The organism is Mycobacterium kubicae (assembly GCF_015689175.1).
In the GTDB taxonomy this organism is placed as follows: domain Bacteria; phylum Actinomycetota; class Actinomycetes; order Mycobacteriales; family Mycobacteriaceae; genus Mycobacterium; species Mycobacterium kubicae.
On sequence record NZ_CP065047.1, the window covers coordinates 400,254 to 422,753 of the forward strand.

Sequence of the window (22,500 nt, forward strand, 5' to 3'; positions counted from 1 at the left end):
GATACCGTTGATGCGTGCGGTTCCAGAACAAGATCGCGTTCATCACCGGCGGCGCCGTCGGGCTGGGACGGGCCTTCGCGCGCGCCCTGACCAGCGAGGGTGCCAGTGTGGCGCTGGCCGACATCGACGGCGACGGCGCTAGTCGTGCCGCCGCAGATCTGGTGGCCGAGGGCGCCGACGCCTGGGCGGTGCGCTGTGACGTGGCCGACGAGGCGCAGGTGGACGCCGCCGTCGCCGCCACCGTCGAGAGGTTCGGCGGCATCGACATCCTCATCAACAACGCGGGCCGCCACCTGATGAAGTACAGCCGGCCATTCGGCGCGCTGTCACGTGCCGACGTCCGCGGACTGTTCGACGTGAACGTGATGGGTGTGGTGAATTGCACTCTGGCATGCCGCAATTCGATGCGCGACCGGGGTGGCGGCGTGGTGCTCAACATGGCGTCGTCAGCGGGGTTCCAGAGCAATACGCCCTACGGTGTCTCCAAACTCGCGGTGCGGGGACTGACCGTCGCATTCGCCGCCGAACTGTCACCCGACCTCATCCGCGTCAACGGAATCGCCCCGGGCTTGACCAACACCGAAAGCGCAATGGCCAACGTGCCGCGGTCACTGATCGACGACTTCGTGCACGAGCTGCAACTGGTGCACCGACTTTGCACCATGGACGACGTCGTCTCGGCCATGCTCTACCTCTGCTCGGACCAGGCGTCGTTCATCACCGGCGAGACGCTGAAAGTGTGCGGCGGTTACCCGCTGACGGTGTGAGCGTTTAGCTACCGGAGACAGAGGGCAATCGTTGGCCCATGACTAGTGGCGATCTGGTGGATCCCGGCGATTTCCCGGAAGAAAGCGGCCCCGGCGACACGCTGAACGCGCAGGAGGGGACCGATTCCGACGAACTCCACAACGACGACGGTGATGTGGTCGTTGACCCGCCCGAGGGCTGGAGCGAAGCCGACAAATTCGGGATGACCGCGCGCGAAGCCAAAGAGGGTGAACCCCTCGACGCCCGACTCGCCGCCGAGGTGCCCGACGTCTCGGAAACCGACATATCGGACGACGACGCGGACGACGCGGTGCCCGGACGAGCGCACCGGGGACAAGTTTCGGGTGCCCCCGAGGACGGCGACTCGCTGTATGAAGTCGTCGACGAACAAGCCGAGTAACGACTAGGGACGGCTCTTCCAGCCGGCGACGCCGATCGCGATCATGCGCAGTTGTTTGACGGCGATTCGTCGGATTTCCTCGCGCGCTTCGGCGCTCTGAGCATCCTCGATGGCCTCGGCGATGACGATCATCGCGTTGACGAACAACGTCGCCAGCACGTTGAGGTCCTCAGTGCTCCATTCGTTCAGACCCGGGAACCGCGCCAGGTCGGTAGCGAGTTCGGAAGTGAGCAACCGAATCTCGGTGCGAATGGCATAGCGCAGCACCGACAGCCCGCTGTTGCGTTCGCGGCCGATCAGACGCCAATGCTCGCGACGTTCGGCGACGCTGGCCACCAGGATCTCGACGGAAGATTCGATCACCCGGTTCGGGTCGAGCTTGCCGGCACGCGCGCCCCGCAGGGTGTCGCGCAGGTGCCGAAACGATTCGTCGATCAAGACCAGCCCCAAGGCTTCCATCGACTCGAAATGCCGGTAGAACGCCGCTGGAACAATGCCCGCTTCGCGGGTCACCTCGCGCAGACTCAGGCCGCTGAAGCTGCGGTCCTGAAGCAACTTCAATGCTGCGGTGATGATGGCGCGGCGGGTCGCTTCTTTGCGCTCACCCCGGGACGGGCTGTCCCGGTCACGGTCTCGGCCGGACCGCCGAGATTGTGGTGTAGGAGTACGACCGTTCACTATGTGAACCCTACCACAAAAGGCCAAAAAAACCTTGACTACCTGCGGTTGAGCAGCGCACCGTGTACATATGTTCACTCAAACTTTGAAGAAGCGAGTGCTGGGTTCCGAACTGCTCGACCTCCTCACCGGACCCCATGGCGTCGACCGCTACACCGAGCTGGTGGCGCCCACCTGGACCCTCGGCGAGGCCCGCGCCAAAGTGATCGACGTCCGGCGCACCACCCCGCGCAGCGTCACCCTGACACTCCTTCCGAACGACACCTTCACGTCCACCTACACCCTCAAGGCGGGCCAGTACGTCAACCTCGCGGTCGACATCGACGGCCGCCGGCACACCCGGTGCTACTCGCCGGCCAATGCCGAGGGGAACCGCAAACTCGAACTGACCATCGGCCGCCACGACGGCGGGGTGGTCTCCAACTACCTCTACGAACGTGCCCGTCGCGGCATGGTGGTGGGCCTGGCCGGGATCGGCGGGGACTTCGTGCTGCCCGAACAGCGCCCCCGCCGCATCTTGTTCGTCTCCGGTGGGAGCGGCATCACGCCGGTCATGGCCATGCTGCGCACGCTGGTCGCCGAGGGGCACTCGCGAGTCCGGGAAACCGAGATCGCGTTCGTGCATTACGCGCGTACCCCGGCCGAGGCCTGCTACCGCGAGGAGCTGGCCGCCATGTCCGGGGTGCGGGTGCTGCACGGCTACACCCGCTCGGATTCCGGTGACCTGACCGGCCGCTTCGGGCCCGAGCATCTGGCCGCGGCCATGCCGGCACCGGACGTGGTGTTCGTCTGCGGGCCGGACACTTTGGTGGAGGGGGTGCGCCAGCACTGTGAAAATGTGTTCACCGAAAGTTTCGTGCCGCCGGTGTTCGAGCCGCCGGCCAATCCGTCGGGTGGTCGAATCGCCTTTGTGGACAGCGCGGTTGATGTCGTCGACGACGGCCGCTCGCTGCTCGAACAGGCCGAATCGGCCGGCCTAACCCCGGAAAGCGGGTGCCGGATGGGCATCTGCCACACCTGCACGCGACGCAAGACCGCCGGTACCGTCCGCAACCTCGTCACCGGCGCTGTCTCCACCGGACCCGACGAAGATGTGCAGATCTGTGTGTCGGTGCCCGTCGGCGACGTCGAACTGTCTCTTTAACGCCAGTGCCCACCAAACAAGTGGAGGAAAAGCCATGACACAGAACAAGATCACCCTGACTCGAGAGCAGGCCGACGCATTCGGTCGTGAGCTCGACGCCATCCGAGACCGCGTCCTGGCGGACCTCGGTGAAGAAGACGCCGAATACATCCGTCGGGTCATCAAGACCCAGCGTGCGCTCGAGGTCGGCGGACGCGCGATGCTGTTCTTGCCGCCGGCCTGGCTGCTCGGCACCGCGATGCTGGGCCTGTCGAAGATTCTGGACAACATGGAGATCGGCCACAACATCATGCACGGCCAGTACGACTGGATGCGCGATCCGACGATCTCCGGACGTTCCTTCGAATGGGACACCGCCTGCCCGGCCGATCAATGGCGGCACTCGCACAACTACATGCACCACACCCACACCAACATCGTGGGAATGGACCGCGACATCGGCTACGGCATCCTCCGCATGAGCGAAGACCAACCCTGGGAACCGTACTTCCTGGGCAACCCGGTCTACGCATTCCTGCTGATGGTGCTGTTCCAATACGGCGTCGCGCTGCACGAGCTGGAAACCGAGCGCATCCGAGCCGGTGAAATCCGCCTGGCCGATAAGCGCCAGACCCTCAAGGACATCTGGAAGAAGACCCGTCGCCAGACCCTCAAGGACTACGTCGCCTTCCCCCTGCTGGCCGGCCCGTTCGCGCCGTTCGTGTTCAGCGGCAACCTGTCGGCGAACCTGATGCGCAACGTGTGGTCGTACATGATCATCTTCTGCGGCCACTTCCCGGACGGCACCCAGGAGTTCACCGTCGAGGAGACCCAAGACGAGTCCCGCGGCATGTGGTACTTCCGCCAGGTCCTCGGCTCGGCAAACCTGACCGGCGGCAAGCTTTTTCACTTGCTGTCGGGCAACCTGTCCCACCAGATCGAGCACCACCTGTTCCCGGACATGCCGGCACGGCGCTACGCCGATATCGCACCTGAGGTGCAGGAGATCTGCGAACGCTACGGCATCCCCTACAACCGCGGGCCGCTGCTGCGCCAGTTCGGCACCGTCGTGCGCAAGATCGTCAAGCTGACCCTCCCGGAGTCCCTGCCGTTGCGGCCGAAGGGAACTGCGCAGAAAGCAGACGACAAAGTCGCCGCGGCCGCCTAAGCCCCGCCGAGCCGGCGCCGTGTCCAAATCGCTGCAGGGGAGGGGGCGACGCGCCGGCCTCAGCGGTGGACAATGGGCCAGATGGAATGGACCGGCGCGCGCTACGCGGACAAGCCCACGGTGGAAGCCTCGCTGTGGGTGGACGCCGACCCGCACCGGGTCTGGGGCTTGGTCTCCGACATCGAGCTCATGCCGTCGCTGAGCAACGAGCTGCAAGCCGTTCAATGGGCGGACGGAGCCAGCGGACCCCGCATGGGCGCCCGGTTCGTCGGGCACAACACTCACGACGCGTTCGGGCAGTGGAGCACCACATCGCAGATCGTCGGCTATGACGAAGGCCGGGAATTCGCGTGGGTGGTCGGCGACCCCGAATACCCTTCGGCGACATGGCGGTTCCGGCTGGCTCCGCGCGACGGCGGCACGGTGCTCACGTACGGCATGCAGATGGGGCCCGGCCGGTCAGGTCTGTCCACGGCGATCGATGCGATGCCCGACAAGGAACAGAAGATCGTCTTTGTCCGGTTGCGGGAGTTTGAAGCCGCCATCGACAAGACCCTCGCGTCGATCAAAAGGCTGGCCGAGCACGGAGTCCGCTGATGCGGACCGCGACCACGGTCGAGTTCTCCAAAGACGCCAGTCAGGTCGCTGAATTCGCCGTCGAGGCCGAGAAATTGGGTCTGGACGTGTGCTGGGTGGCCGAGGCGTGGGGTTCGGATGCGCCGTCGGCGCTGGGCTACCTCGCCGCCCGCACCGAGCGGATGCTGCTCGGTTCCGGTGTCCTGCAGGTGGGGACCCGCTCGCCCGTCGTCATCGCGCAGACCGCGATCACGCTGGCCAACCTGTCGCACGGTCGCTTCCTGCTCGGGCTCGGACCGTCCGGCCCGCAGGTGATCGAGGGCCTACACGGGGCCTCATTCGACCGGCCACTGACCCGAATCGCCGAAACCGTCGACGTGGTGCGGCAGGCGTTCACCGGCGACAAGATCTCCTACGCCGGCAAGGCGTTACAGATCCCCCGCCCCGGCGGTGACGCGGTACCGATGCGTTTGTCGACCCGGCCCGAGCATGCCATCGGAATCTATCTGGCCGCGCTGTCGCCGGCGATGCTGCGGTTGACCGGGCGCATCGCCGACGGGTGGCTGGGCACCAGCTTCGTTCCCGAAGGCGCCGGCACCGCCTACTTCGCGCACCTCCAGGAAGGACTGGCCGCCGCCGGACGCACCCGCGCCGACATCGACATCTGCCAGGGCGCCGAAGTCGCGTTCGCCTCCGACGAAGACGAGCTGAGCCGAATGGTCGCGAACCGCAAAAAGGAACTCGCGTTCAGCCTCGGCGGCATGGGTTCGTCGACCACCAACTACTACAACCAGGCCTACAGCCGGCAAGGGTGGGCCGAGGTGGCCGCCGCGGTGCGCGAGCGGTGGCAAGGCGGTGATCGCGACGGTGCGGCCGGATTGGTGACCGACGAGATGGTGCTGGCCACCACGCTGATCGGAACCGAGAAGATGGTCCGCGCACGCCTTGCCGTATGGCGCGACGCGGGCGTCACCACCGTGCGGCTCTACCCCGCCGGCCAGACCCTGAGCGCCAAGCTGGACACCTTGGGCCGAGCCATCGAATTGGTCGGCGAGATCGGCTGACTCACGAGACGTCGGTCGGTGCTTGGGAAAGGTTGACCAGTTGCGTCTCGGGCCGCACCGGCAGGCCGTCGGGCAGAAACCACCGAAAGGCCAAGTTTCCCCGCGGATAACCCAGCGCTGTCACCGAATTGGGGTGGGCAGTCATGCCCCGGGACAAGACGATCGTCACCGAGCCGTCGCTGTTGGGCACGGCGCTGTGGCCGTTGATCGACGTGCGGACATCGGGTCCTTCCGAGGCGCCATAGGTGGCCATGAACTGGTTCCACACCACCAGGTTCCAGAACCGGCATGACGGCGGCCGGTGGGTGATGACCAAGGCTTGGTCCTCGTCGAGCACGAAGCTGCCGTAGGAATAGCAGGCGTCGCGTGCCGACCAGCCGAAGTTGGCGTCGGGCACCTGGTATGGGTCGGCGAATGCGTTTGCGGCGTGGACGGTTTCGTGGCCGAGGCCGTGTTCGTCTTCGACCAGCGTGCCGACGGGCAGCGGCACGATGGCGAACATCGTGCGAAGCCACACAGCGGTCGCGCGCAGACGGGCAGCGGTCTCGGCGTCGCCATGCCGGATGGAGTCCGGTTCGTCGAGGGCCTCGATGTTCCAGCTGACGGGACGGCCGTTGAGTGGGTCCGCTTGATAGTCGCGGGTCATCAACACGGCCGCATCGGGTGTCGGCGGAAATTCAACGGCGAAGTTGCCGTCGGCGTCGACGTCCAGATCGCTGTCCCGAACCAACGCAACCACCCGGTCCGACCAGGCGCCGGGCGATGGCTCGTTGTAGGCGGTCACCGAGAAGTACACGCTGTCACCCTTGTTGCCGCTGATCCGGTAGCGCCGTTGCGGATCCACCGGACACATGTAGTAGTAGGCATCGGTGTTGTCGCCGCCCCAGCGACGGTCGCGGCGAAACGGCGTGTTGACGGCGACGAACTGTGGGCGGCCCGGTTCGTGGAACAGGTAGGCGTCGAAGGCCACGCCCAGTGTGGTGGCGAGCATGCGGTAGCCGTCGGCAATGTGGCGGTCGTCGGTGACGGCGCGCTCCCCCTCCAGGAACGAGCGGTCCAAGCCGCCCAGCGTGTCCAGCAGTTCCTGCCACGCGGCGGTCGATTCCAGGGTCATGCGCTGATTCCCTTCAGGAGCAGTGTCGTGGTGCGGTCCACCCACGCCTCATCGAGCCCTTCGGGGCGCGTCAGCACGGCCAGCAGCACCAAGCCGGCGATGGCCTCGGCCAGTTCGGCGGCGGTCATGTCCGCGCGGACCTCCCGGCGGGCCGCGGCGTCGGCAAGCCAGTCCGCCAGCCCGGAGCCCAAAATGTCGGAAAACCGCTCCAGTAGCGCCGCATGCAGGGTGGGATCCGCGGCCATCTCGCCGACCAGGCCCGGCAGTGCCGCCCGGGCGGCCGGTGTGGTCAGCACCGACATGGTGCGCCGCACCATCTCCCGCAAATCCATGGCGAGGTTTTTCTGATCGGGGAGGGCGGTCGCGGCACCAATCGGGAACGCCGCCTCATGCACGAGGTGCGCCTTGCTGGGCCAGCGTCGGTAGATCGCGGGCTTGCTGGTTCCGGCTCGTTCCGCGATGGCGGCCACGAGCAGCCCGGAATAGCCGGTCTCGGCGAGAAGCTCCACGGTCGCGCGCAACACCGCACTGTCGATACGTGGATCGCGGGGACGCCCCAGGTCTTCTGCCATTACGAAACTGACAGTAACATAAGTCGCTGTGACCGACGCCACAACCGTCCGCCTCGACGATCTCGCGGAGCCTCGCTTCACTCCGGAAGCCCGGCAGATCCTCGACATGATGGGCGCACTGGCCGCTGACTGCCCGTTGGATGCCGATGCGCTGCACGCCAAGGCGAGCGCCGAGACCGGCCTGAGCGATTTCGGCCCCGGCGATTATCGCGAACGGCTCGAGGTCTACCTCGCCGCGCTCCGCGACATCGACGGGATGCACGCCGGGGGAGTGGTCAACTTCTACGGCCAGTTGCTGCAGGTGCTCAAGAATCGGCTGTTGCTGACCGACCTGCTGAACCGGCATCCCGAGATCAATGACATCGAGCTGGCGCCGCCGGTGGTGATCGCCGGTCTGCCCCGCACCGGCACCACCCACCTGCACAACCTGCTGGCGGGCCCGCCCACCTTCCGCACCATGCCCTATTGGGAAAGCGTCGAGCCGTTCCCATTGCCCAATGAGGTGGGGCTAGAGCCGGATCCGCGTCGCACCCGCATGGATGTCGCGGTCAGCGTCATCAACACCGTGATGCCGCACTTCGCGCTCATGCACGAGATGACCACCGACCATGTACACGAAGAGATCCAGTTGCTGGCCAACGATGTCTCCACGATGCTGCTGGAAACGTTGGCCGAGGTACCCGCCTGGCGCGACTATTACCAAGCCCACGACCAGACTCCGCACTACGCCTACCTCGCCACCCAACTCAAAGCCATGCAGTTCCTGCGCGGCGGACGGCGCTGGCTGCTCAAGTCACCGCAGCACCTGGAGCAGGTGCCGGTCCTGGACCGCGTCTTTCCCGGCAGCATCGTGGTGTTCACGCACCGCGATCCGGTGCCGGTGGCGTTGTCGATGATCGCGATGATCACCTACTCCGCGCGCATGCACCGCGCGCCGGTCCCGGTGCGGCAGATAGCCCGGTATTGGATCGACCGATTGGAGCAGATGCTCAACGCACTCGTCGTTGACCGGGACACCATCGGCCCGCAGCGCTCGATCGACATCCGATTCGAGGACTTCATGGCCGACGAACTCGGGGTGGCCGAGCGGGTCTACGCGCTGGCCGGTGAACCGTTCACCCCCGAAGCGCGTACCGCGATCACCGATTACCTGGCCGGACACCGCCGCGGGCGGTTGGGAAACGTCGAGACGTCGTGCGAAATGTTCGGCCTCGACCAGGAGGACCTGCGGTCTCGCTTCGCGCCGTATGTCGAGCGATTCCTCGCCTAGGCTCGAGGGCATGACCACTATGCCCGCTCTGGAAGGTGTTGAGCACAGGTTCGTCGAGTTAGGCGACGACGTCACGATCCACGTCGCCGATGCCGGCCCCGCCGACGGCCCAGCGGTGATGCTGGTGCACGGGTTTCCGGAGAACTGGTGGGAGTGGCACAAGCTGATCGGTCCACTTGCCGCCGACGGTTATCGAGTGCTGTGCCCGGACTTGCGCGGCGCGGGATGGAGTTCGGCGCCGAAGTCGAGTTACGCCAAGACGGAGATGGGTGACGACCTGGCCGCGGTGCTGGATCGCTTGGGCGTCGAGAAGGTCAAACTAGTCGCCCACGACTGGGGTGGACCGGCAGCATTCATCATGATGCTGCGTCATCCCGAGAAGGTGACCGGATTCTTCGGGGTGAACACCGTCGCGCCGTGGATGAAGCGCGACCTGCGCATGGTGCGCAACATGTGGCGGTTCTGGTATCAGATCCCAATGTCGTTGCCGGTGATCGGACCCCGGGTGATCAGCGATCCCAAGGCCCGCTTCGCCCGCCTGCTCTCCTCGTGGGTGGGGGCGGGCTTCAGCCTGCCCGAGGAAGACATCCGCATCTATGCCGAGCGGATGGGTCAACCCGGTCACGCGGAGGCCGGATCAAAGTGGTACCGCACATTCCAGACCAAGGAAGCGCTGAGCTGGATGCGCGGTGAATACGACGACGCACGTGTCGACGTGCCGGTGCGGTGGCTGCACGGCACCGGTGATCCGGTCATCACACCGGATTTGTTCGAAGGATATGGCGAGCGCGCAAGCGATTTCGAGTTCGAGCTGGTCGACGGAGTGGGGCACTGGATCGTCGCGCAGCGACCCGATCTGGTGTTGGACCGGGTGCGCGCGTTTCTCAGGGCTTGACCAGAATGCGGATCGGGTTGCCTTCCTGGCGCTCCAGCTTCTCGATTCCCGACGGCAGCTCCTCGAGTGACACGACGTCGCTGATCGAACGCGAAAGATTAAGGCGTCCATAGGAAACCAGCTTCGCCAGCGTCTCGATGTCGACGTTCTGGTAGCCCAGGTGGCCCAGCACCTGCTTGCGCATCAATCCGAACAGAGCGGTGGGCCCGACCGTCGGTGACTCCGCGCTCATCCCGACGCCGACCAGCCGTCCGCCGGGCGTCAGGCATTCGAGGCCCTGCTCGAATGTGCTCTTGAGCCCGACGGCGTCGAATGCCACATCCAGCCGCCGACCGCCGGTGACTTCGGCGATCTTGTCCGACAGCCCGTCCTCGCGGGAGTTGAACGCATAGTCCGCACCGATCTCCAGCGCACGGTCCAGGACGGCCGGGTTGATGTCGACGGCGATCACCGGCACCGCGCCGACCAACCGGGACAGCTGCACGATGTGGGTGCCGACTCCGCCGACTCCCCACACCCCCACCGATTCGCCGATCGCCACCTTGCCGGTACGCACCACCGCGCCGAACGGCGTGGACACCGCGTCGGCCAATATCGCCGCCTGCTCGAGCGGAACGTTGTCGGGCACCCGGGTCAGCCCGGCCGCCTGCGCCACCGTGTACTCGGCCCACGCCCCGTCATACGCGAAGGCCATCAACTGAATTCGCAGACAATTCACCACGTCACCGCGCCGGCAGTTCGGGCACCGCTGGCACGGCCGGCCGGCGGCGACCACCACCCGGTCGCCCTCCTGCCACCCGGTCACCCCGGGACCGAGCTTGGCGATGGTGCCTGATGCCTCATGGCCCTGGGTGACCACCGGCGTCTGAGCAGGGAAGGTGCCGTTGATCAGGCTCAGGTCCGAATGGCAGATCCCGCAGAACGCGACCTTGACCAGAACTTCACCGGGCCCAGGCTCGGGCACCGGGACGTCTTCCAGCACAACGCTTTTGGTATCCGCGTAGAAGCGCTCGGCGCGCATGGTGGCCGGCATGCTAGTCGACGCCTATCGTCACTTCGGTCGACTTGATGAACACCGTCGCGGGCTGACCGACCTGCAAGCCGAGTTCCTGCGCGGCGTCCTTGGTGACCGAGCTGGTGACGATCTGATCACCGCCGTCGAGGCGGACCTTGACGATCGCCATCACGCTGCCGAGGTCCACTTCGGTGATGGTGCCCTTGAGCTGATTTCGGGTCGACAGGCGCATAGGTGTCCTCCTTGACTAGTCGGTCTCGAGCCGCAGCTAAACCTAGTGTCGCGGCCCGAGCAGGGCCACCGACGCATCGACCGCGGGCTCGACGATCTCCCGGACGTCTTTGCCGTCTTCGACCGCGAGCGCGGTCAATTCGCGCAGACCACCGAGCAGAATCACCGACAACGGCTGGGTCAACGGCGGCAGGTTGGCCCGCTGGAATCCCGGGCTGGCACTGAGGTCGATCAACAGGCTCGACAGCAACTGCAGGCCCCGACGCTGCACGGGCCGGGCGGCAGCACCGAGGGACGGTAGTTCCCGGATCCAGCTCAACGTGATGGCCGGGCGGGACTCGATGTAGCCGACATAGGCCTCGACCGCCTGCCGGATTTGGTCGTGCCAGTCGGCCTCGGGGTCGACGCCCGCGGCGATGTTGTCACCGAGTTTGTCGATGTCGACGCGCAGCAGCTCCAAGAAGCACTGCTCCTTGCTGGGGAATTGGTCGTAGAACGTCCGTTTCGAGGTGCGCGCGTGACGCACGATGTCGGCGACCGTCGTTGCGCGATACCCACGCTCGCCGATCGAGTCGGCCAGCCCGTCGAGCAGCCGCATCCGGAACGGGTCGGTCTCGACGACCACCGCGCCGCCAGCCATCGCCGTCACGGGCGCCTCCTCTGGTCAGCCCTCTTGTCAGCCCTGGTACCAAAGAGTACCGTACCGGTTGAGCCTGTGGTACCCCGCAGTACCAACTGCCTTCGGGCCAGATGTTGGGAGCCAACCTCTATGAGTCAAGCCATCACCGACGCGCCGGCATCGTCGACAGTCAATTGGCCACCGGCGACGCGGTTACCAAAGCTGTTGGTGGGCATGGGCTTTGCCGCTTCGCGGCGAGGCATGATGCGCTGGGTGGCCCACCGGCACGGCAACGTCTTCACGATCAACCTGCCGATGTACGGCCGGGCGGTGGTCGTGGGTGAGCCGCAACTGGCCAAGCAGATCTTCACCACCAGCCCCGAGGTGCTCGGCAATATCCAGCCCAACCTCAGCCGGATGTTCGGCTCCGGTTCGGTGTTCGGACTCGAGGGCGACGATCACCGCCGCCGGCGACGCCTGTTGGCACCGCCGTTTCACGGCAAGAGCATGAAGAATTACGAAACGATCATCGAAGAAGAGACGCTGCGTGAAACCGCTTCCTGGCCGCAAGGCCAGTCGTTCCCGACGCTGCCGTCGATGATGCACATCACTCTCAACGCCATTCTGCGTGCCGTCTTCGGCGCTGCGGGCGCCGAACTCGACGACCTGCGCCGCATCCTCCCGCCGTGGGTCACGCTGGGGTCGCGGCTGGCGGCAATGCCCAAACCGAAGCGGGAATACGGGCGCTACAGCCCCTGGGGCCGGCTCGCCGAGTACCGCAGGCAATACGACATCGTCATCGACCGGTTGATCGACATCGAACGCTCCGATCCGAATTTCGAAGAGCGCACCGACGTGTTGGCGCTGATGCTGCGCAGCACCTACGACGACGGAAGTCGCATGTCCCGCAAGGACATCGGCGACGAGCTGCTCACCCTGCTCGCCGCCGGGCACGAGACCACCGCGTCGACCCTGGGCTGGGCTTTCGAACGATTGACCCGCCACCCCGAGTTACTGGCCGCACTCGTCGAGGAGGCCGACAACGACGGGCAGGAACTGCGGCAGGCCACCATCCTGGAAGTGCAGCGGACCAGGACCGTCATCGACTTCGCGGCGCGCCATGTGTACCCGGAGGTCTATCGGCTAGGCGAGTGGGCAGTTCCCCGTGGCAGCTCGATCCTGGTGAACATCTCGCACATTCACGAAGACCCCGACGTCTTCCCCGACCCGCAGCGCTTCGACCCCCAGCGCTACATCGGGGGCAAGCCGTCGGCGTTCGCGTGGATTCCGTTCGGTGGGGGCACCCGCCGCTGCGTGGGCGCGGCATTCGCCAACATGGAAATGGACGTGGTGCTACGAACCGTCTTGCGCCACTTCACTCTTGAGACGACGACCGCCCCCGACGAGCGGTGGCACAGCCGCGGTGTCGCCTACACACCCAAGGACGGCGGACAGGTGGTCGTGCGCCGCCGCTGAGGGCGTCAGACTACTGACCGGCGGCCGCGCGCCGCGGCAACTTCCAGCCGGGCCGCACGAAATGGCAGGTGTACCCGTTGGGGTAGTGCTGCAGGTAATCCTGATGTTCGGGTTCGGCTTCCCAGAAGTCCCCGGCGGCGGTCACCTCGGTGACCACCTTCCCGGGCCACAGGCCGGAGGCCTCCACATCGGCGATGGTGTCCAGTGCGACGCGCTTCTGCTCGTCGTCGAGGTAGAAAATGGCTGACCGGTAGCTCAGGCCACGGTCGTTGCCCTGCCGGTTCTTGGTCGTCGGGTCGTGGATCTGAAAGAAGAACTCCAGCAACGTGCGGTAGTCGGTGACGGCGGGGTCGTAGATGATCTCGACGGCCTCGGCGTGGGTGCCGTGGTTGCGGTAGGTCGCGTTCGGGACGTCGCCGCCGCTGTAGCCCACCCGCGTCGAAATCACGCCCGGCTGCTTACGAATGAGTTCCTGCATTCCCCAAAAGCAACCGCCGGCCAGGATCGCCTTCTGCGCTTCCGCCATGTTGTCCTCCTTACCGGCCCGGGGCCTGATCACGCCCCAGGCTACACTCCGCGCGTGAGGTGTAACGGCGCGTGAGCAGCCCGGAATTCCCCCGCAGCGAGCTCGCAAAAGCCTTCGACAAGTTCGAGCAGACCGTCGCCCGGGCGGCGCAGACGCGAGACTGGGACGCCTGGGTGGAGCACTACACACCCGATGTCGAGTACATCGAGCACGCGGCCGGCACCATGCGCGGCCGCGCCGAGGTGCGCGAGTGGATTCAGCGCACGATGACTACCTTTCCGGGCAGTCACATGGTGGCGTTTCCGTCGTTGTGGTCGGTGATCGACGAGCCGACCGGCCGCATCATCATGGAGTTGGACAACCCGATGCGCGATCCCGGTGACGGCAGCGTGGTCAGCGCCACCAACATCTCGATCATCACCTACGCCGGTGACGGTCAATGGCGTCGCCAGGAAGACATCTACAACCCGTTGCGGTTCCTGCGCGCCGGCATGAAGTGGTGCCGCAAGGCGCAGGCCCTGGGCACCTTGGACGAGGACGCCGCTCGGTGGATGCAGCAATACGGAGGATCGCAATGAGCGCACCGAAACTGGTGATCGGCGCCAACGGCTTCTTGGGCTCCCACGTGACCCGCCTGCTGGTCGAGGACGGCTGCGACGTGCGAGCCATGGTGCGGCCCACCGCGAATACCCGCGCCATCGACGACTTGCCGCTCACCCGATTCCAGGGCGACGTCTTCGACACCGACACGGTGCGCGAGGCGATGGACGGGTGCGACGACGTCTACTACTGCGTCGTTGACACCCGAGCCTGGCTGCGCGACCCGTCGCCGCTGTTCCGCACCAACGTGGAGGGGCTGCGCAACGTTCTCGAAGTCGCAAAAGACATGAACCTGCACCGGTTCGTCTTCACCAGCACCTATGCCTCGGTGGACCGCCGGCACGGACACGTGGCGACCGAAGAGGACCGCATCGGATCCCGGCGGGTGACCCCGTACGTCCGGTCGCGGGTGCAGGCCGAGGACTTGGTGATGCAGTACGTCAAAGAGCACGGCTTACCGGCCGTCGCGATGTGCGTTTCCACGACCTACGGCAGCGGCGACTGGGGCCGCACGCCGCACGGTGCGTTCATCGCCGGCGCGGTGTTCGGCAAGTTGCCGTTTCTCATGGACGGCATCGAACTGGAGGTCGTCGGTGTCGACGACGCCGCCCGCGCGATGATCCTGGCCGCCCAACGGGGCCGCAACGGCGAGAAGTACCTGATCTCCGAACGGATGATCCCGCTCAAAGACGTCGTGCGGATCGCCGCGGACGAGGCCGGGGTGGCGCCGCCGCAACGGTCGATTCCGGTTCCGGTGCTGTACGCGCTGGGCGCGCTGGGCAGCCTGCGGGCCCGGGTCACCGGTAAAGACGCCGAGCTCAGCCTGGACTCGGTGCGCATGATGCGTGCCGAAGCGCCGGTCGACCACAGCAAGGCAGTGCGGGAATTGGGTTGGCAGCCAAGGCCTGTCGAGGAATCGATCCGGGAAGCGGCGCGTTTCTGGGCGGCGATGCGCAAGCCGAGAAGGGACGCGAAAACCACCGGGGCCACACCGGCCGATTGACCGCGCGTGACCCGCATTCGTGTCGACCTGACCGGACCGCCGCAGACCATGCTGGCGACCCTGTACGCCAAGGCGCTCGACGCCGACGCGCCGCAGCCGATTCTCGGTGACCAGTACGCGAAGTCGGCCGTCGCGCAACTCGACTATGACTGGCGCGCAACAACGATCACCGCCCGTCGGGCTCCGTCGGTGGCGGTCCGCACCGCACACTTCGACCAGTGGACGCGGCAGTTTCTTGCCGTCCATCCCGAGGCGGTGGTGCTGCATGTGGGATGCGGACTGGACGCGCGGGCCTATCGGGTGGCCACCGGAGCGGGCGTGCGGTGGTACGACATCGACTACCCGGACGTCATCGCACTGCGTGAGCGGGTGTACCCCCAGCGGGACAACTACTGGATGCTGCCCGCATCGGTGACCGATCCGCACTGGCTGGCCGAGGTGCCGGCCGACCGGCCCACGTTGTTTCTGGGCGAGGGGCTGACCATGTACCTGACCCGAGACGACGGGTTGGCGCTGTTGCGTCGGGTGGTCGGGCGGTTTCCGAGCGGTGAAGTGCAATTCGATGCGTTCAGCCGGCTTGGCATCCGCACCCAGGTGCTCAACTCCGTGGTGCGTCGCTCCGGATCGACGCTGCACTGGGGAATCGACGGCCCCGTCGACATCATCGACGAGGTGCCCGGCGTGCGGCTGCTGGCATGGCTATCGGTCTTCGACAGCCCCACCTTCGACCTGGTGCCGCCCGTGCTCCGCTGGATGGGCCGGCTGATGGGCAAGGTTGCGGGGTTGCGGACCATGGCGCAATACCACCGTTATGCGTACTGACGGGAATGTTGCCTCGCCGTCGGCGTTGCACACCGGTATGAGCCACCCTGAAATCAAAGAGCCCAACGCCGGGCACCCGATCACCATCGCGCCCACCAACGGCCGCGTGCAGGTACGCGTCAACGGTGAACTGGTCGCCGACACCACCGCGGCCCTGCAATTGCAAGAGGCGACTTTGCCTGCCGTGCAATACATTCCGCTCAGCGATGTGGTACCGGAGCGGCTGTCGCGCAGCGACACCACCAGCTATTGCCCGTTCAAAGGCGAGGCCAACTACTACAGCGTGACGACCTCGGCCGGGGACACCGTCACCGACGCGATCTGGACCTACGAACAGCCCTATCCCGCGGTCGCGGCGATCGCCGGGCATGTGGCCTTCTACCCGAACAAGGCCGATATCCGCGTCGTAGCGGACTAGTCGACGCTCAAGGGAAGACTTTGGCCATCGACTGGGTGTCGCTGTACTCGCGCATCGACGTGATCATGCCGTCATGGGTCTCGAAGATGCACACGAACGGACTGTCGTACTCGGTGCCCTCCGAGGTCACGCCGTCGGTGTGACCCTCGATCACCACCGTGTCGCCTTCGTTGACGCAGCGGTCGAAGTCGATGTTGACCTCGAAAACCTGTTTGCGCCGCTCGACCGCTCGGCGCATCGTGTCTTTGTCGATCGTCGTGCGGATCGCGATGCTCCAGTAGGTGAAGTCGTCGCTGAGCAACGCGAACCCCTCGTCGAGATCGCCGCCTTCGCTCATGCTCTGCAGGAACATCCAGACGAGTTCGGCGTGCGGATCGTCGAACGGCGTCATCATGAAGGTCATCCTGACCTGGGAGATAGTTTGTGGTCAATTGACGGGGCCGTTGCGGGCATCGGATCGCGGCGGCGCCGGTGGGAGTGAAGCGGTGACGTACTCGCGGACGGTGACGTTCCCGGGCGCGGTCAGCTTCGGGCACACCTTGGCGCCCTTGCGCCGCGGCCCCCGCGACCCCTGCTTTCGTTTGCCCGGGGACGGCACCATCTGGCGGACCAGTCTGTTGTCCAGCGGACCAGTGACCGCGCGCATCAGCCGAATCACAGCCGACACGGCGCACTGCCAGGCGTGGGGCGCCGGCGCCGAAGAGTTTCTCGACATGCTGCCCGCCATGCTGGGCGCCGACGACGATGCCTCGGGTTTCGATCCGAGCCATCCGACGGTCGCGGCCGCGCATCGACGGGTTCCGCATCTGCGGCTGGGCCGCACCGGGCGGGTATTGGAGGCGTTGATCCCCGCGGTCATCGAGCAACGGGTGCCCGGCGCTGACGCGTTCCGGTCCTGGCGGGTGCTGGTCACCAAGTACGGCACCCCCGCCCCCGGGCCGGCGCCCGACGGGATGCGGGTGCCGCCGTCGGCGCAAGTATGGCGAACCATCCCGTCCTGGGAGTTCCATCGCGCCAACGTCGACCCGCGCCGGGCCCTCACGGTGGTGGCGTGCGCGCAACGGGCGGCGTCGCTGGAGCGGTTGGTGTCGATCCCGGCGGCACAGGCACGCGAGGCGCTGACGTCGCTGCCGGGGGTGGGGGTCTGGACGGCGGCCGAGACGGCGCAACGGGCCTTCGGCGACGCCGACGCGGTGTCGGTGGGTGACTATCACGTGCCGAAAATGATCGGCTGGACACTGTTGGGCCACCCCGTCGACGACGCCGGCATGCTCGAGTTGCTGGAACCGATGCGACCACACCGGCAGCGGGCGGTCCGATTGCTCGAAGCCAGCGGACTGGCATACGAACCGCGGCGCGGACCGCGGCTGCCCGTCCAGCACATTCGGCACCTGTGACCCGGCTCGCGGTTAAGCACAGGGCCATCGGGTACCCCCGGAAGGAAGTGACCGTGTGCAACCTCAGGGGAGATATTTCATGACACAGTTCACTATTCCGGGCTTGACCGACAAGCAGGCGGCGCGGCTGATCGAACTGTTGCAGAAGCAACTCAGCACCTATAACGACCTTCATCTGACGCTCAAGCACATTCACTGGAATGTGGTGGGCCCCAGCTTCATTGGTGTGCACGAGATGCTGGACCCGCAGGTGAAGAAGGTGCGCGGCTATGCCGACGAGGTGGCCGAGCGCATTGCGGCGCTTGGTGGTTCGCCGCAGGGCACCCCGGGCGCCATCATCCGCGACCGCACCTGGGATGACTACTCGATCGGCCGCGACTGCGTCCAGTCCCACCTGGCCGCGCTGGACCTGGTCTACACCGGTGTCATCGAAGACCTGCGCAAGGCGATCGAGGAAACCGAGGAACTCGACCCGGTTACCCAGGACCTCTTGATCGGCCACGCGGGTCAGCTCGAGCAGTACCAGTGGTTCGTGCGGGCCCACCTGGAGAGCGCGGGTGGGCAGTTGACCCACGAGGGCACGACTCATGAGAAGGACGCCGCGAGCGCCGCTCGTCAGGAGTCCTAAACCGGGGGTGTCTGCCGCGCCCGTTCGGCTTCGGCGGTCTCCCGATTCAGTCGCTGAGCTTCGTAGATAGTGACGTTGGTGCGCGACATCAACAGCGCCGCTATGCCGACGGCGATGATCGCTCCGGGCACCACCGAAAAGGAGCCGGTCATCTCCGCGACCATGATCATGATCGCCAGTGGCGCGCGGGCGACACAGCCGAAGCAGGCCATCATGCCGACGACGACGAAGATTCCCGGCGCGGCGGGGACGCCCGGCGCGCCGGAAATCTCGCCGAGCCGCCAGACCACGGCTCCGAGGAAGCCCCCGATGACGATTCCGGGACCGAACAAGCCGCCGGATCCGCCGGTGCCGATCGATAGCGACGTCGCGAGGATCTTGGCGACCGGCAGCACGACGACGATCCACAGCGGGATGGCCAGTAGCGAGGTGCGGTCGGCTGCGAGTTGCGCCCACCCATAGCCGCTGCTGAGGATCTGCGGGATCAGTAGGCCCATCAGCCCGACCAGCAGTCCACCGACGGTCGGCTTGAGCACCGGACCACCCGGCAATCGGCGCACGAGTGCGACGGTGGCGTGGAAGACGCGGGCATACAGGTAGCCGACGGCCGCGGCGACCAGGCCGATCACGACGAACCACAGCAGCGGCCCGGCCCGCTCGAAGCGGTATTCGGCATCGATGTAGCCGAACAGCGGGTCGAAGCCGAGGAAAGACCCGAGCACCGCGTACGCCGTGCCGGAGGTGATGAATCCGGGAAGCAAGCTGCGGTAGTCGAAGTCGTCGCGGTAGGTGATCGACGCGGCCAGCACTGCGCCCCCCAGTGGCGCGGCGAAGATCGCGCCGATGCCGGCGCCGATGCCCAGCGCCACCGCGATCCGGCCGTCCTCGTCGGACAAACCCAGTCTTCGGGTCAGCAGGGAGCAGAAGCCGGCCGAAATCTGCGCGGTCGGCCCCTCGCGGCCGCCTGACCCGCCTGAGCCGATGGTCAGCGCGCTGGCCACCATCTTCACCAGGACCGCCCGGCCGCGGATGGCGCGCGGATCGCTGTGCACCGCCTCGATGGCTTCGTCGGTGCCGTGACCGGTGGCTTCCGGCGCGAGCTTGGCCACGATGAGCGCCGACAGCAGGGCTCCCCCCGTTGTCACCAACGGAATGGCCCACGGCCGCACGAACCCTGGGGAGCCGTGGCTGCCGCCCTCCCCGACAGGGGTGGGAATGTGGTAGCCCGCCAGGTATCCGAGCAGAAATTCGCCGGTGTATTTCAGCGCGAGGTAGAAGACGACGGCGCCCAGGCCGGCGATGACGCCGATGGTGATGCCCAACAAGAACCACTTGGGCAGGTAACCGGCTTGCCTGATCGCCGCACCGAAGCGTCCGCCGGCCGCTGCGGGCGGGGCCTGTGGCGGCTCAGGTTCGTCCACCACGCCATCCTATTCAGCGGGGAATAACCGGACCGCGGTCCGGTTATATGGGTATCTTTCGCAAAGGAGACGAAATGCCCGCAATCACCGCAGACACCCTCACCCTGCCGCGGCTGGCACCGGCCGGACCCGGCGACACCGAACGTCCGGTCCGATCGATCACCACCGGCCCCACCGGATACGAAGGCCTGGGATTCCCCGTCGTTCGGGCCTTCGCCGGGGTCAGCACGGCGGACCTGGACCCGTTCATCCACATGGACCAGATGGGTGCGGTGGACTACCAACCGGGCGAACCGCGCGGCACCGACTGGCATCCGCACCGCGGCTTCGAGACGGTCACCTACATGATCGACGGCACCTTCGCGCACCAGGACTCCCATGGCGGCGGCGGTTTGATCACCGATGGCGCAACCCAGTGGATGACGGCGGGTTCGGGCATCTTGCACATCGAGACCCCGCCGGCCGAGATGGTGAAAAGCGGCGGTCTGTTTCACGGGATCCAGTTGTGGGTGAACCTGCCGAAGAAGGACAAGTTCGCCACGCCGCGCTACCAGTCGATCGAGGGCACCGACGCGGCGCTGGTCGCCTCCGACGATGGCGGCGCGCTGCTGCGCATCATCGCCGGGGAGATCGACGGCCACCGCGGTCCCGGTCTGACTCACACGCCGATCACGCTCGCGCACGCGACGATCGAACCCGGCGCGCGGTTGAGCATCCCGTGGCGGCGTGATTTCAATGCGTTGGTGTACGTCTTGTCCGGTGCGGGCTCGGTCGGGCCGGTCGATCACCCGATCCGCTCGCGTCAGTTGGCGGTGTTGGGGGCCGGTGATCGGATCACCGTGGCCGGGCAGCCGGCGGGCCGCGGCACTGCTCTGGACGTTCTGATCCTGGGCGGGCGGCCGATTCGGGAGCCGGTGTTCCACTACGGACCCTTCGTGATGAACACGCGGACCGAGGTGATCCAGGCGCTCGAGGACTATCAAGCTGGCAAGTTTCGTAGCATCCCGCCGAACGCGGTAATGCCGCACGATCGCGGTGGCACACTATAATGATGCCGCTCACGGCCAGTCGCGGCCCGGGTCGTCCCCCGGCAGCGAAAGCAGACGAGACGCGCAAACGTATCGTGAACGCGGCTCGTCAAGTGTTCAGCGAACGCGGCTACGACGGCGCCACCTTCCAGGCGATCGCCGTCCGAGCCGACCTGACGCGACCGGCCATCAATCACTACTTCTCCAGTAAGCGGTTGCTGTATCGGGAAGTGGTGGAGCGTACCAACGAGCTGGTCCTCACCGGTGGGATCGACCGGGCCCGCCGCGAGACGTCGCTGATGGGCCGGCTGGCCGCCTTCATTGCAGTCGCGATGGACGTCGATTCGCGAAATCCCTGCACGGCAGCGTTTTTGGCGACGGCAGTGCTCGAGTCGCAGCGACATCCAGAATTGACCCGCGCCGAACAGGATGCGGTGCGGATCAGCCGGGACTTTTTGGTGTGGGCCGTCAACGACGCGATCGAGCGCGGCGAAATCGCCGCCGACGTCGACGTGGCCGTGCTGGCCGAGACCTTGTTGGTGGTGTTGTGCGGCGTGGGTTTTTATGCCGGGTTCGTCGGCAGCTATGAAGAGATCGACACCATTACCGCCGCGTTGGGTCAGATGCTGTCCGGGACGCTGTGGCGACCGGATCACTGAAATAGCGCCACCTGCTTAAGGATTGGTCGTCGGGGTAGTAGAAGAGGCGGATCGACTCGCCGGCTCGCAGGGGGACGGCGGCGAGGGCGCACTTCCCCATTCCCGAGGAGAACATGTGTCACCCGATGGCCGCGTGAGCGTAGTGGTGATCACCCACAACCGTCGCGACGAACTGGACCGCACGCTGCACCGGCTCTCCGACCTACCCGAACAGCCGCGCGTCATCGTCGTGGACAACGCCTCGACAGACGGAACGGCCGACATGGTGCGCGCCGGGCACCCCGAGGTCACACTGCTGACTCCCGGGAAGAACCTGGGCGCCGTCGGGCGCAACCTCGGAGTCGACGTCGCCGACACGCCTTATGTGGCGTTTTGCGACGACGACACCTGGTACGAGCCCGGAGCGTTGCGGCTGGCCGCCGACCTGCTGGACGCACATCCCACCCTCGGTGTGGTGACCGCAAGCATCACCGTCGAACCCGACGGAAGGCTCGATGACATCTGCACCGAGATGGCCGATTCGCCGTTGGACCGACCGCCGGGCATCCCGGGGTACCCGCTGCTCAGCTTCCTGGCCGGCGTCTCGATCGTGCGCCGGGAGGCTTTCCTGGCCGCCGGTGGCTTCTCGAAGCGACTGTGGCTCGGCGGCGAGGAGGAGCTGCTGGCCTCCGACCTCGCCCGGGCCGGGTGGCATATGAGCTACGTGCCCGACGTCGTGGCGCACCATTACGCCTCGCGCCTGCGCGACGCGCACCTGCGCCGCCGGCATGGCATCCGAAACACACTGTGGTTCACCTGGCTGCGCCGGCCGCTGCCGAGCGCGGCGCTGCGCACGATGCGGCTCCTGCGCCGCTTACCTCGTGATCGGATCAGCGCACAGGGCGTGTCGGACGCGGTGCGGGGCCTGCCGTGGGTGCTACGGGAGCGCAAGCCGGTACCGGCGGATCTGGAGCGCGGTTACCAGCAACTAGAAGACAAGCAACTCAACGGCGGTGCCCGCAAGTACGTCTCGTGAACCGACAGTGACCT

At 66.3% G+C, this 22,500-nt stretch carries 27 protein-coding genes; 18 read left to right on the plus strand and 9 right to left on the minus strand.

Annotation, left to right across the window (positions count from 1 at the left end):
• The first annotated feature begins 14 nt into the window (after positions 1-14).
• Positions 15-767 (plus strand): SDR family NAD(P)-dependent oxidoreductase, encoded by a 753-nt coding sequence (locus I2456_RS01915; protein WP_068030386.1) that lies wholly within the window; start codon positions 15-17, stop codon positions 765-767.
• Positions 768-805: 38 nt separating this feature from the next.
• Entirely contained in the window at positions 806-1,168 is a 363-nt protein-coding gene (locus I2456_RS01920; RefSeq protein WP_068030388.1) for a hypothetical protein, read from the plus strand.
• Between the two features lie 3 nt (positions 1,169-1,171).
• On the opposite strand, the gene I2456_RS01925 is transcribed toward I2456_RS01920, so the two are convergent.
• Positions 1,172-1,846, minus strand: a complete 675-nt coding sequence (locus I2456_RS01925; protein WP_068030391.1) for a TetR family transcriptional regulator — start codon at positions 1,844-1,846, stop codon at positions 1,172-1,174.
• Positions 1,847-1,916: 70 nt separating this feature from the next.
• Here I2456_RS01925 and I2456_RS01930 point away from each other — a divergent pair, with 70 nt between their 5' ends.
• The 4 genes from I2456_RS01930 (at position 1,917) to I2456_RS01945 (ending at position 5,777) form a co-directional block, all read left to right on the plus strand.
• A complete protein-coding gene (locus tag I2456_RS01930) occupies positions 1,917-2,990 on the plus strand; it encodes a ferredoxin reductase (RefSeq protein WP_068160429.1) in 1,074 nt (357 codons plus the stop codon).
• A gap of 34 nt (positions 2,991-3,024) precedes the next feature.
• Entirely contained in the window at positions 3,025-4,137 is a 1,113-nt protein-coding gene (locus I2456_RS01935) for a fatty acid desaturase family protein (protein WP_068030406.1), read from the plus strand.
• Between the two features lie 81 nt (positions 4,138-4,218).
• Positions 4,219-4,734 (plus strand): SRPBCC family protein, encoded by a 516-nt coding sequence (locus I2456_RS01940; RefSeq protein WP_068030767.1) that lies wholly within the window; start codon positions 4,219-4,221, stop codon positions 4,732-4,734.
• The gene (locus tag I2456_RS01945) at positions 4,734-5,777 is read left to right on the plus strand and encodes an LLM class flavin-dependent oxidoreductase (RefSeq protein WP_085073886.1); all 1,044 of its coding nucleotides are present in this window, start codon (positions 4,734-4,736) and stop codon (positions 5,775-5,777) included. Before I2456_RS01940 ends, I2456_RS01945 begins: the two co-directional genes overlap by 1 nt.
• 1 nt (position 5,778) lies before the next feature.
• Here I2456_RS01945 and I2456_RS01950 read toward each other — a convergent pair whose 3' ends face one another.
• The gene (locus I2456_RS01950) at positions 5,779-6,891 is read right to left on the minus strand and encodes a DUF1214 domain-containing protein (RefSeq protein ID WP_068030412.1); all 1,113 of its coding nucleotides are present in this window, start codon (positions 6,889-6,891) and stop codon (positions 5,779-5,781) included.
• Positions 6,888-7,463, minus strand: coding sequence for a TetR/AcrR family transcriptional regulator (locus tag I2456_RS01955; RefSeq protein ID WP_085073887.1), 576 nt, complete (start codon positions 7,461-7,463; stop codon positions 6,888-6,890). The genes I2456_RS01950 and I2456_RS01955 overlap by 4 nt, the downstream gene beginning before the upstream one ends.
• A 28-nt stretch (positions 7,464-7,491) precedes the next feature.
• Between I2456_RS01955 and I2456_RS01960 the strand changes: the two genes are divergently transcribed.
• Positions 7,492-8,733 carry a sulfotransferase family protein gene (locus tag I2456_RS01960; RefSeq protein WP_085073888.1) on the plus strand — a complete coding sequence of 414 codons (1,242 nt, stop codon included), beginning with the start codon at positions 7,492-7,494 and terminating at the stop codon, positions 8,731-8,733.
• 10 nt (positions 8,734-8,743) lie between these two features.
• Positions 8,744-9,628, plus strand: coding sequence for an alpha/beta fold hydrolase (locus I2456_RS01965; RefSeq protein ID WP_085073889.1), 885 nt, complete (start codon positions 8,744-8,746; stop codon positions 9,626-9,628).
• On the opposite strand, the gene I2456_RS01970 is transcribed toward I2456_RS01965, so the two are convergent.
• The 3 genes from I2456_RS01970 to I2456_RS01980 are packed head-to-tail and all read right to left on the minus strand — an operon-like array spanning position 9,618 to position 11,523.
• Positions 9,618-10,661, minus strand: a complete 1,044-nt coding sequence (locus I2456_RS01970; protein WP_085073890.1) for a zinc-binding dehydrogenase — start codon at positions 10,659-10,661, stop codon at positions 9,618-9,620. The genes I2456_RS01965 and I2456_RS01970 overlap by 11 nt on opposite strands.
• Before the next feature lies 1 nt (position 10,662).
• Positions 10,663-10,875, minus strand: a complete 213-nt coding sequence (locus I2456_RS01975; protein ID WP_068030425.1) for a TOBE domain-containing protein — start codon at positions 10,873-10,875, stop codon at positions 10,663-10,665.
• Between the two features lie 42 nt (positions 10,876-10,917).
• On the minus strand, positions 10,918-11,523 hold the full coding sequence (locus tag I2456_RS01980) for a TetR/AcrR family transcriptional regulator (RefSeq protein WP_085073891.1): 606 nt from the start codon (positions 11,521-11,523) through the stop codon (positions 10,918-10,920).
• 120 nt (positions 11,524-11,643) lie between these two features.
• Between I2456_RS01980 and I2456_RS01985 the strand changes: the two genes are divergently transcribed.
• Positions 11,644-12,969: a cytochrome P450 gene (locus I2456_RS01985; RefSeq protein ID WP_068030428.1), complete on the plus strand. Its 1,326-nt coding sequence runs from the start codon at positions 11,644-11,646 to the stop codon at positions 12,967-12,969.
• 10 nt (positions 12,970-12,979) lie between these two features.
• Here I2456_RS01985 and msrA read toward each other — a convergent pair whose 3' ends face one another.
• Positions 12,980-13,495, minus strand: a complete 516-nt coding sequence (msrA, locus tag I2456_RS01990; protein ID WP_085073943.1) for a peptide-methionine (S)-S-oxide reductase MsrA — start codon at positions 13,493-13,495, stop codon at positions 12,980-12,982.
• Between the two features lie 71 nt (positions 13,496-13,566).
• On the opposite strand from msrA, the gene I2456_RS01995 reads away from it, so the two are divergent.
• Genes I2456_RS01995 through I2456_RS02010 form a run of 4 tightly spaced genes read left to right on the plus strand, consistent with a single transcriptional unit; the run spans position 13,567 to position 16,338 of the window.
• Positions 13,567-14,073: a nuclear transport factor 2 family protein gene (locus tag I2456_RS01995; RefSeq protein ID WP_068030432.1), complete on the plus strand. Its 507-nt coding sequence runs from the start codon at positions 13,567-13,569 to the stop codon at positions 14,071-14,073.
• The gene (locus I2456_RS02000; protein ID WP_068160407.1) at positions 14,070-15,098 is read left to right on the plus strand and encodes an NAD-dependent epimerase/dehydratase family protein; all 1,029 of its coding nucleotides are present in this window, start codon (positions 14,070-14,072) and stop codon (positions 15,096-15,098) included. Before I2456_RS01995 ends, I2456_RS02000 begins: the two co-directional genes overlap by 4 nt.
• A 15-nt stretch (positions 15,099-15,113) precedes the next feature.
• Complete coding sequence (locus tag I2456_RS02005) at positions 15,114-15,920, plus strand: class I SAM-dependent methyltransferase (protein ID WP_085073944.1); 807 nt, start codon at positions 15,114-15,116, stop codon at positions 15,918-15,920.
• A gap of 37 nt (positions 15,921-15,957) precedes the next feature.
• Positions 15,958-16,338 carry a DUF427 domain-containing protein gene (locus tag I2456_RS02010; RefSeq protein WP_068030437.1) on the plus strand — a complete coding sequence of 127 codons (381 nt, stop codon included), beginning with the start codon at positions 15,958-15,960 and terminating at the stop codon, positions 16,336-16,338.
• A 7-nt stretch (positions 16,339-16,345) separates the two neighbouring features.
• Here I2456_RS02010 and I2456_RS02015 read toward each other — a convergent pair whose 3' ends face one another.
• The gene (locus tag I2456_RS02015; RefSeq protein WP_116645731.1) at positions 16,346-16,729 is read right to left on the minus strand and encodes a nuclear transport factor 2 family protein; all 384 of its coding nucleotides are present in this window, start codon (positions 16,727-16,729) and stop codon (positions 16,346-16,348) included.
• Positions 16,730-16,823: 94 nt separating this feature from the next.
• On the opposite strand from I2456_RS02015, the gene I2456_RS02020 reads away from it, so the two are divergent.
• Positions 16,824-17,735 carry a DNA-3-methyladenine glycosylase family protein gene (locus I2456_RS02020; protein ID WP_085073945.1) on the plus strand — a complete coding sequence of 304 codons (912 nt, stop codon included), beginning with the start codon at positions 16,824-16,826 and terminating at the stop codon, positions 17,733-17,735.
• Positions 17,736-17,814: 79 nt separating this feature from the next.
• Complete coding sequence (locus tag I2456_RS02025; RefSeq protein WP_068160396.1) at positions 17,815-18,363, plus strand: Dps family protein; 549 nt, start codon at positions 17,815-17,817, stop codon at positions 18,361-18,363.
• On the opposite strand, the gene I2456_RS02030 is transcribed toward I2456_RS02025, so the two are convergent.
• Positions 18,360-19,784 (minus strand): chloride channel protein, encoded by a 1,425-nt coding sequence (locus I2456_RS02030; RefSeq protein WP_241007846.1) that lies wholly within the window; start codon positions 19,782-19,784, stop codon positions 18,360-18,362. The two genes, I2456_RS02025 and I2456_RS02030, sit on opposite strands and share 4 nt — an antisense overlap.
• Positions 19,785-19,858: 74 nt before the next feature.
• On the opposite strand from I2456_RS02030, the gene I2456_RS02035 reads away from it, so the two are divergent.
• The 3 genes from I2456_RS02035 (at position 19,859) to I2456_RS02045 (ending at position 22,486) form a co-directional block, all read left to right on the plus strand.
• Positions 19,859-20,833 carry a pirin family protein gene (locus I2456_RS02035; RefSeq protein WP_085073946.1) on the plus strand — a complete coding sequence of 325 codons (975 nt, stop codon included), beginning with the start codon at positions 19,859-19,861 and terminating at the stop codon, positions 20,831-20,833.
• Positions 20,834-20,835: 2 nt separating this feature from the next.
• On the plus strand, positions 20,836-21,471 hold the full coding sequence (locus I2456_RS02040) for a TetR/AcrR family transcriptional regulator (protein WP_116645730.1): 636 nt from the start codon (positions 20,836-20,838) through the stop codon (positions 21,469-21,471).
• Positions 21,472-21,604: 133 nt separating this feature from the next.
• Entirely contained in the window at positions 21,605-22,486 is an 882-nt protein-coding gene (locus I2456_RS02045; protein WP_085073893.1) for a glycosyltransferase family 2 protein, read from the plus strand.
• The last annotated feature ends 14 nt before the right edge of the window (positions 22,487-22,500 follow it).

Excerpts from the sequence above, each read along its gene's own strand:
- I2456_RS01920 (WP_068030388.1), top strand. The coding sequence starts at position 806 with ATGACTAGTGGCGATCTGGTGGATCCCGGCGATTTCCCGGAAGAAAGC.
- I2456_RS01930 (WP_068160429.1), top strand. The coding sequence starts at position 1,917 with ATGTTCACTCAAACTTTGAAGAAGCGAGTGCTGGGTTCCGAACTGCTC.
- I2456_RS01935 (WP_068030406.1), top strand. The coding sequence starts at position 3,025 with ATGACACAGAACAAGATCACCCTGACTCGAGAGCAGGCCGACGCATTC.
- I2456_RS01940 (WP_068030767.1), top strand. The coding sequence starts at position 4,219 with ATGGAATGGACCGGCGCGCGCTACGCGGACAAGCCCACGGTGGAAGCC.
- I2456_RS01945 (WP_085073886.1), top strand. The coding sequence starts at position 4,734 with ATGCGGACCGCGACCACGGTCGAGTTCTCCAAAGACGCCAGTCAGGTC.
- I2456_RS01950 (WP_068030412.1), bottom strand. The coding sequence starts at position 6,891 with ATGACCCTGGAATCGACCGCCGCGTGGCAGGAACTGCTGGACACGCTG.
- I2456_RS01955 (WP_085073887.1), bottom strand. The coding sequence starts at position 7,463 with ATGGCAGAAGACCTGGGGCGTCCCCGCGATCCACGTATCGACAGTGCG.
- I2456_RS01965 (WP_085073889.1), top strand. The coding sequence starts at position 8,744 with ATGACCACTATGCCCGCTCTGGAAGGTGTTGAGCACAGGTTCGTCGAG.
- I2456_RS01970 (WP_085073890.1), bottom strand. The coding sequence starts at position 10,661 with ATGCCGGCCACCATGCGCGCCGAGCGCTTCTACGCGGATACCAAAAGC.
- I2456_RS01975 (WP_068030425.1), bottom strand. The coding sequence starts at position 10,875 with ATGCGCCTGTCGACCCGAAATCAGCTCAAGGGCACCATCACCGAAGTG.
- I2456_RS01985 (WP_068030428.1), top strand. The coding sequence starts at position 11,644 with ATGAGTCAAGCCATCACCGACGCGCCGGCATCGTCGACAGTCAATTGG.
- msrA (WP_085073943.1), bottom strand. The coding sequence starts at position 13,495 with ATGGCGGAAGCGCAGAAGGCGATCCTGGCCGGCGGTTGCTTTTGGGGA.
- I2456_RS02000 (WP_068160407.1), top strand. The coding sequence starts at position 14,070 with ATGAGCGCACCGAAACTGGTGATCGGCGCCAACGGCTTCTTGGGCTCC.
- I2456_RS02010 (WP_068030437.1), top strand. The coding sequence starts at position 15,958 with ATGAGCCACCCTGAAATCAAAGAGCCCAACGCCGGGCACCCGATCACC.
- I2456_RS02015 (WP_116645731.1), bottom strand. The coding sequence starts at position 16,729 with ATGACGCCGTTCGACGATCCGCACGCCGAACTCGTCTGGATGTTCCTG.
- I2456_RS02025 (WP_068160396.1), top strand. The coding sequence starts at position 17,815 with ATGACACAGTTCACTATTCCGGGCTTGACCGACAAGCAGGCGGCGCGG.
- I2456_RS02035 (WP_085073946.1), top strand. The coding sequence starts at position 19,859 with ATGCCCGCAATCACCGCAGACACCCTCACCCTGCCGCGGCTGGCACCG.
- I2456_RS02040 (WP_116645730.1), top strand. The coding sequence starts at position 20,836 with ATGCCGCTCACGGCCAGTCGCGGCCCGGGTCGTCCCCCGGCAGCGAAA.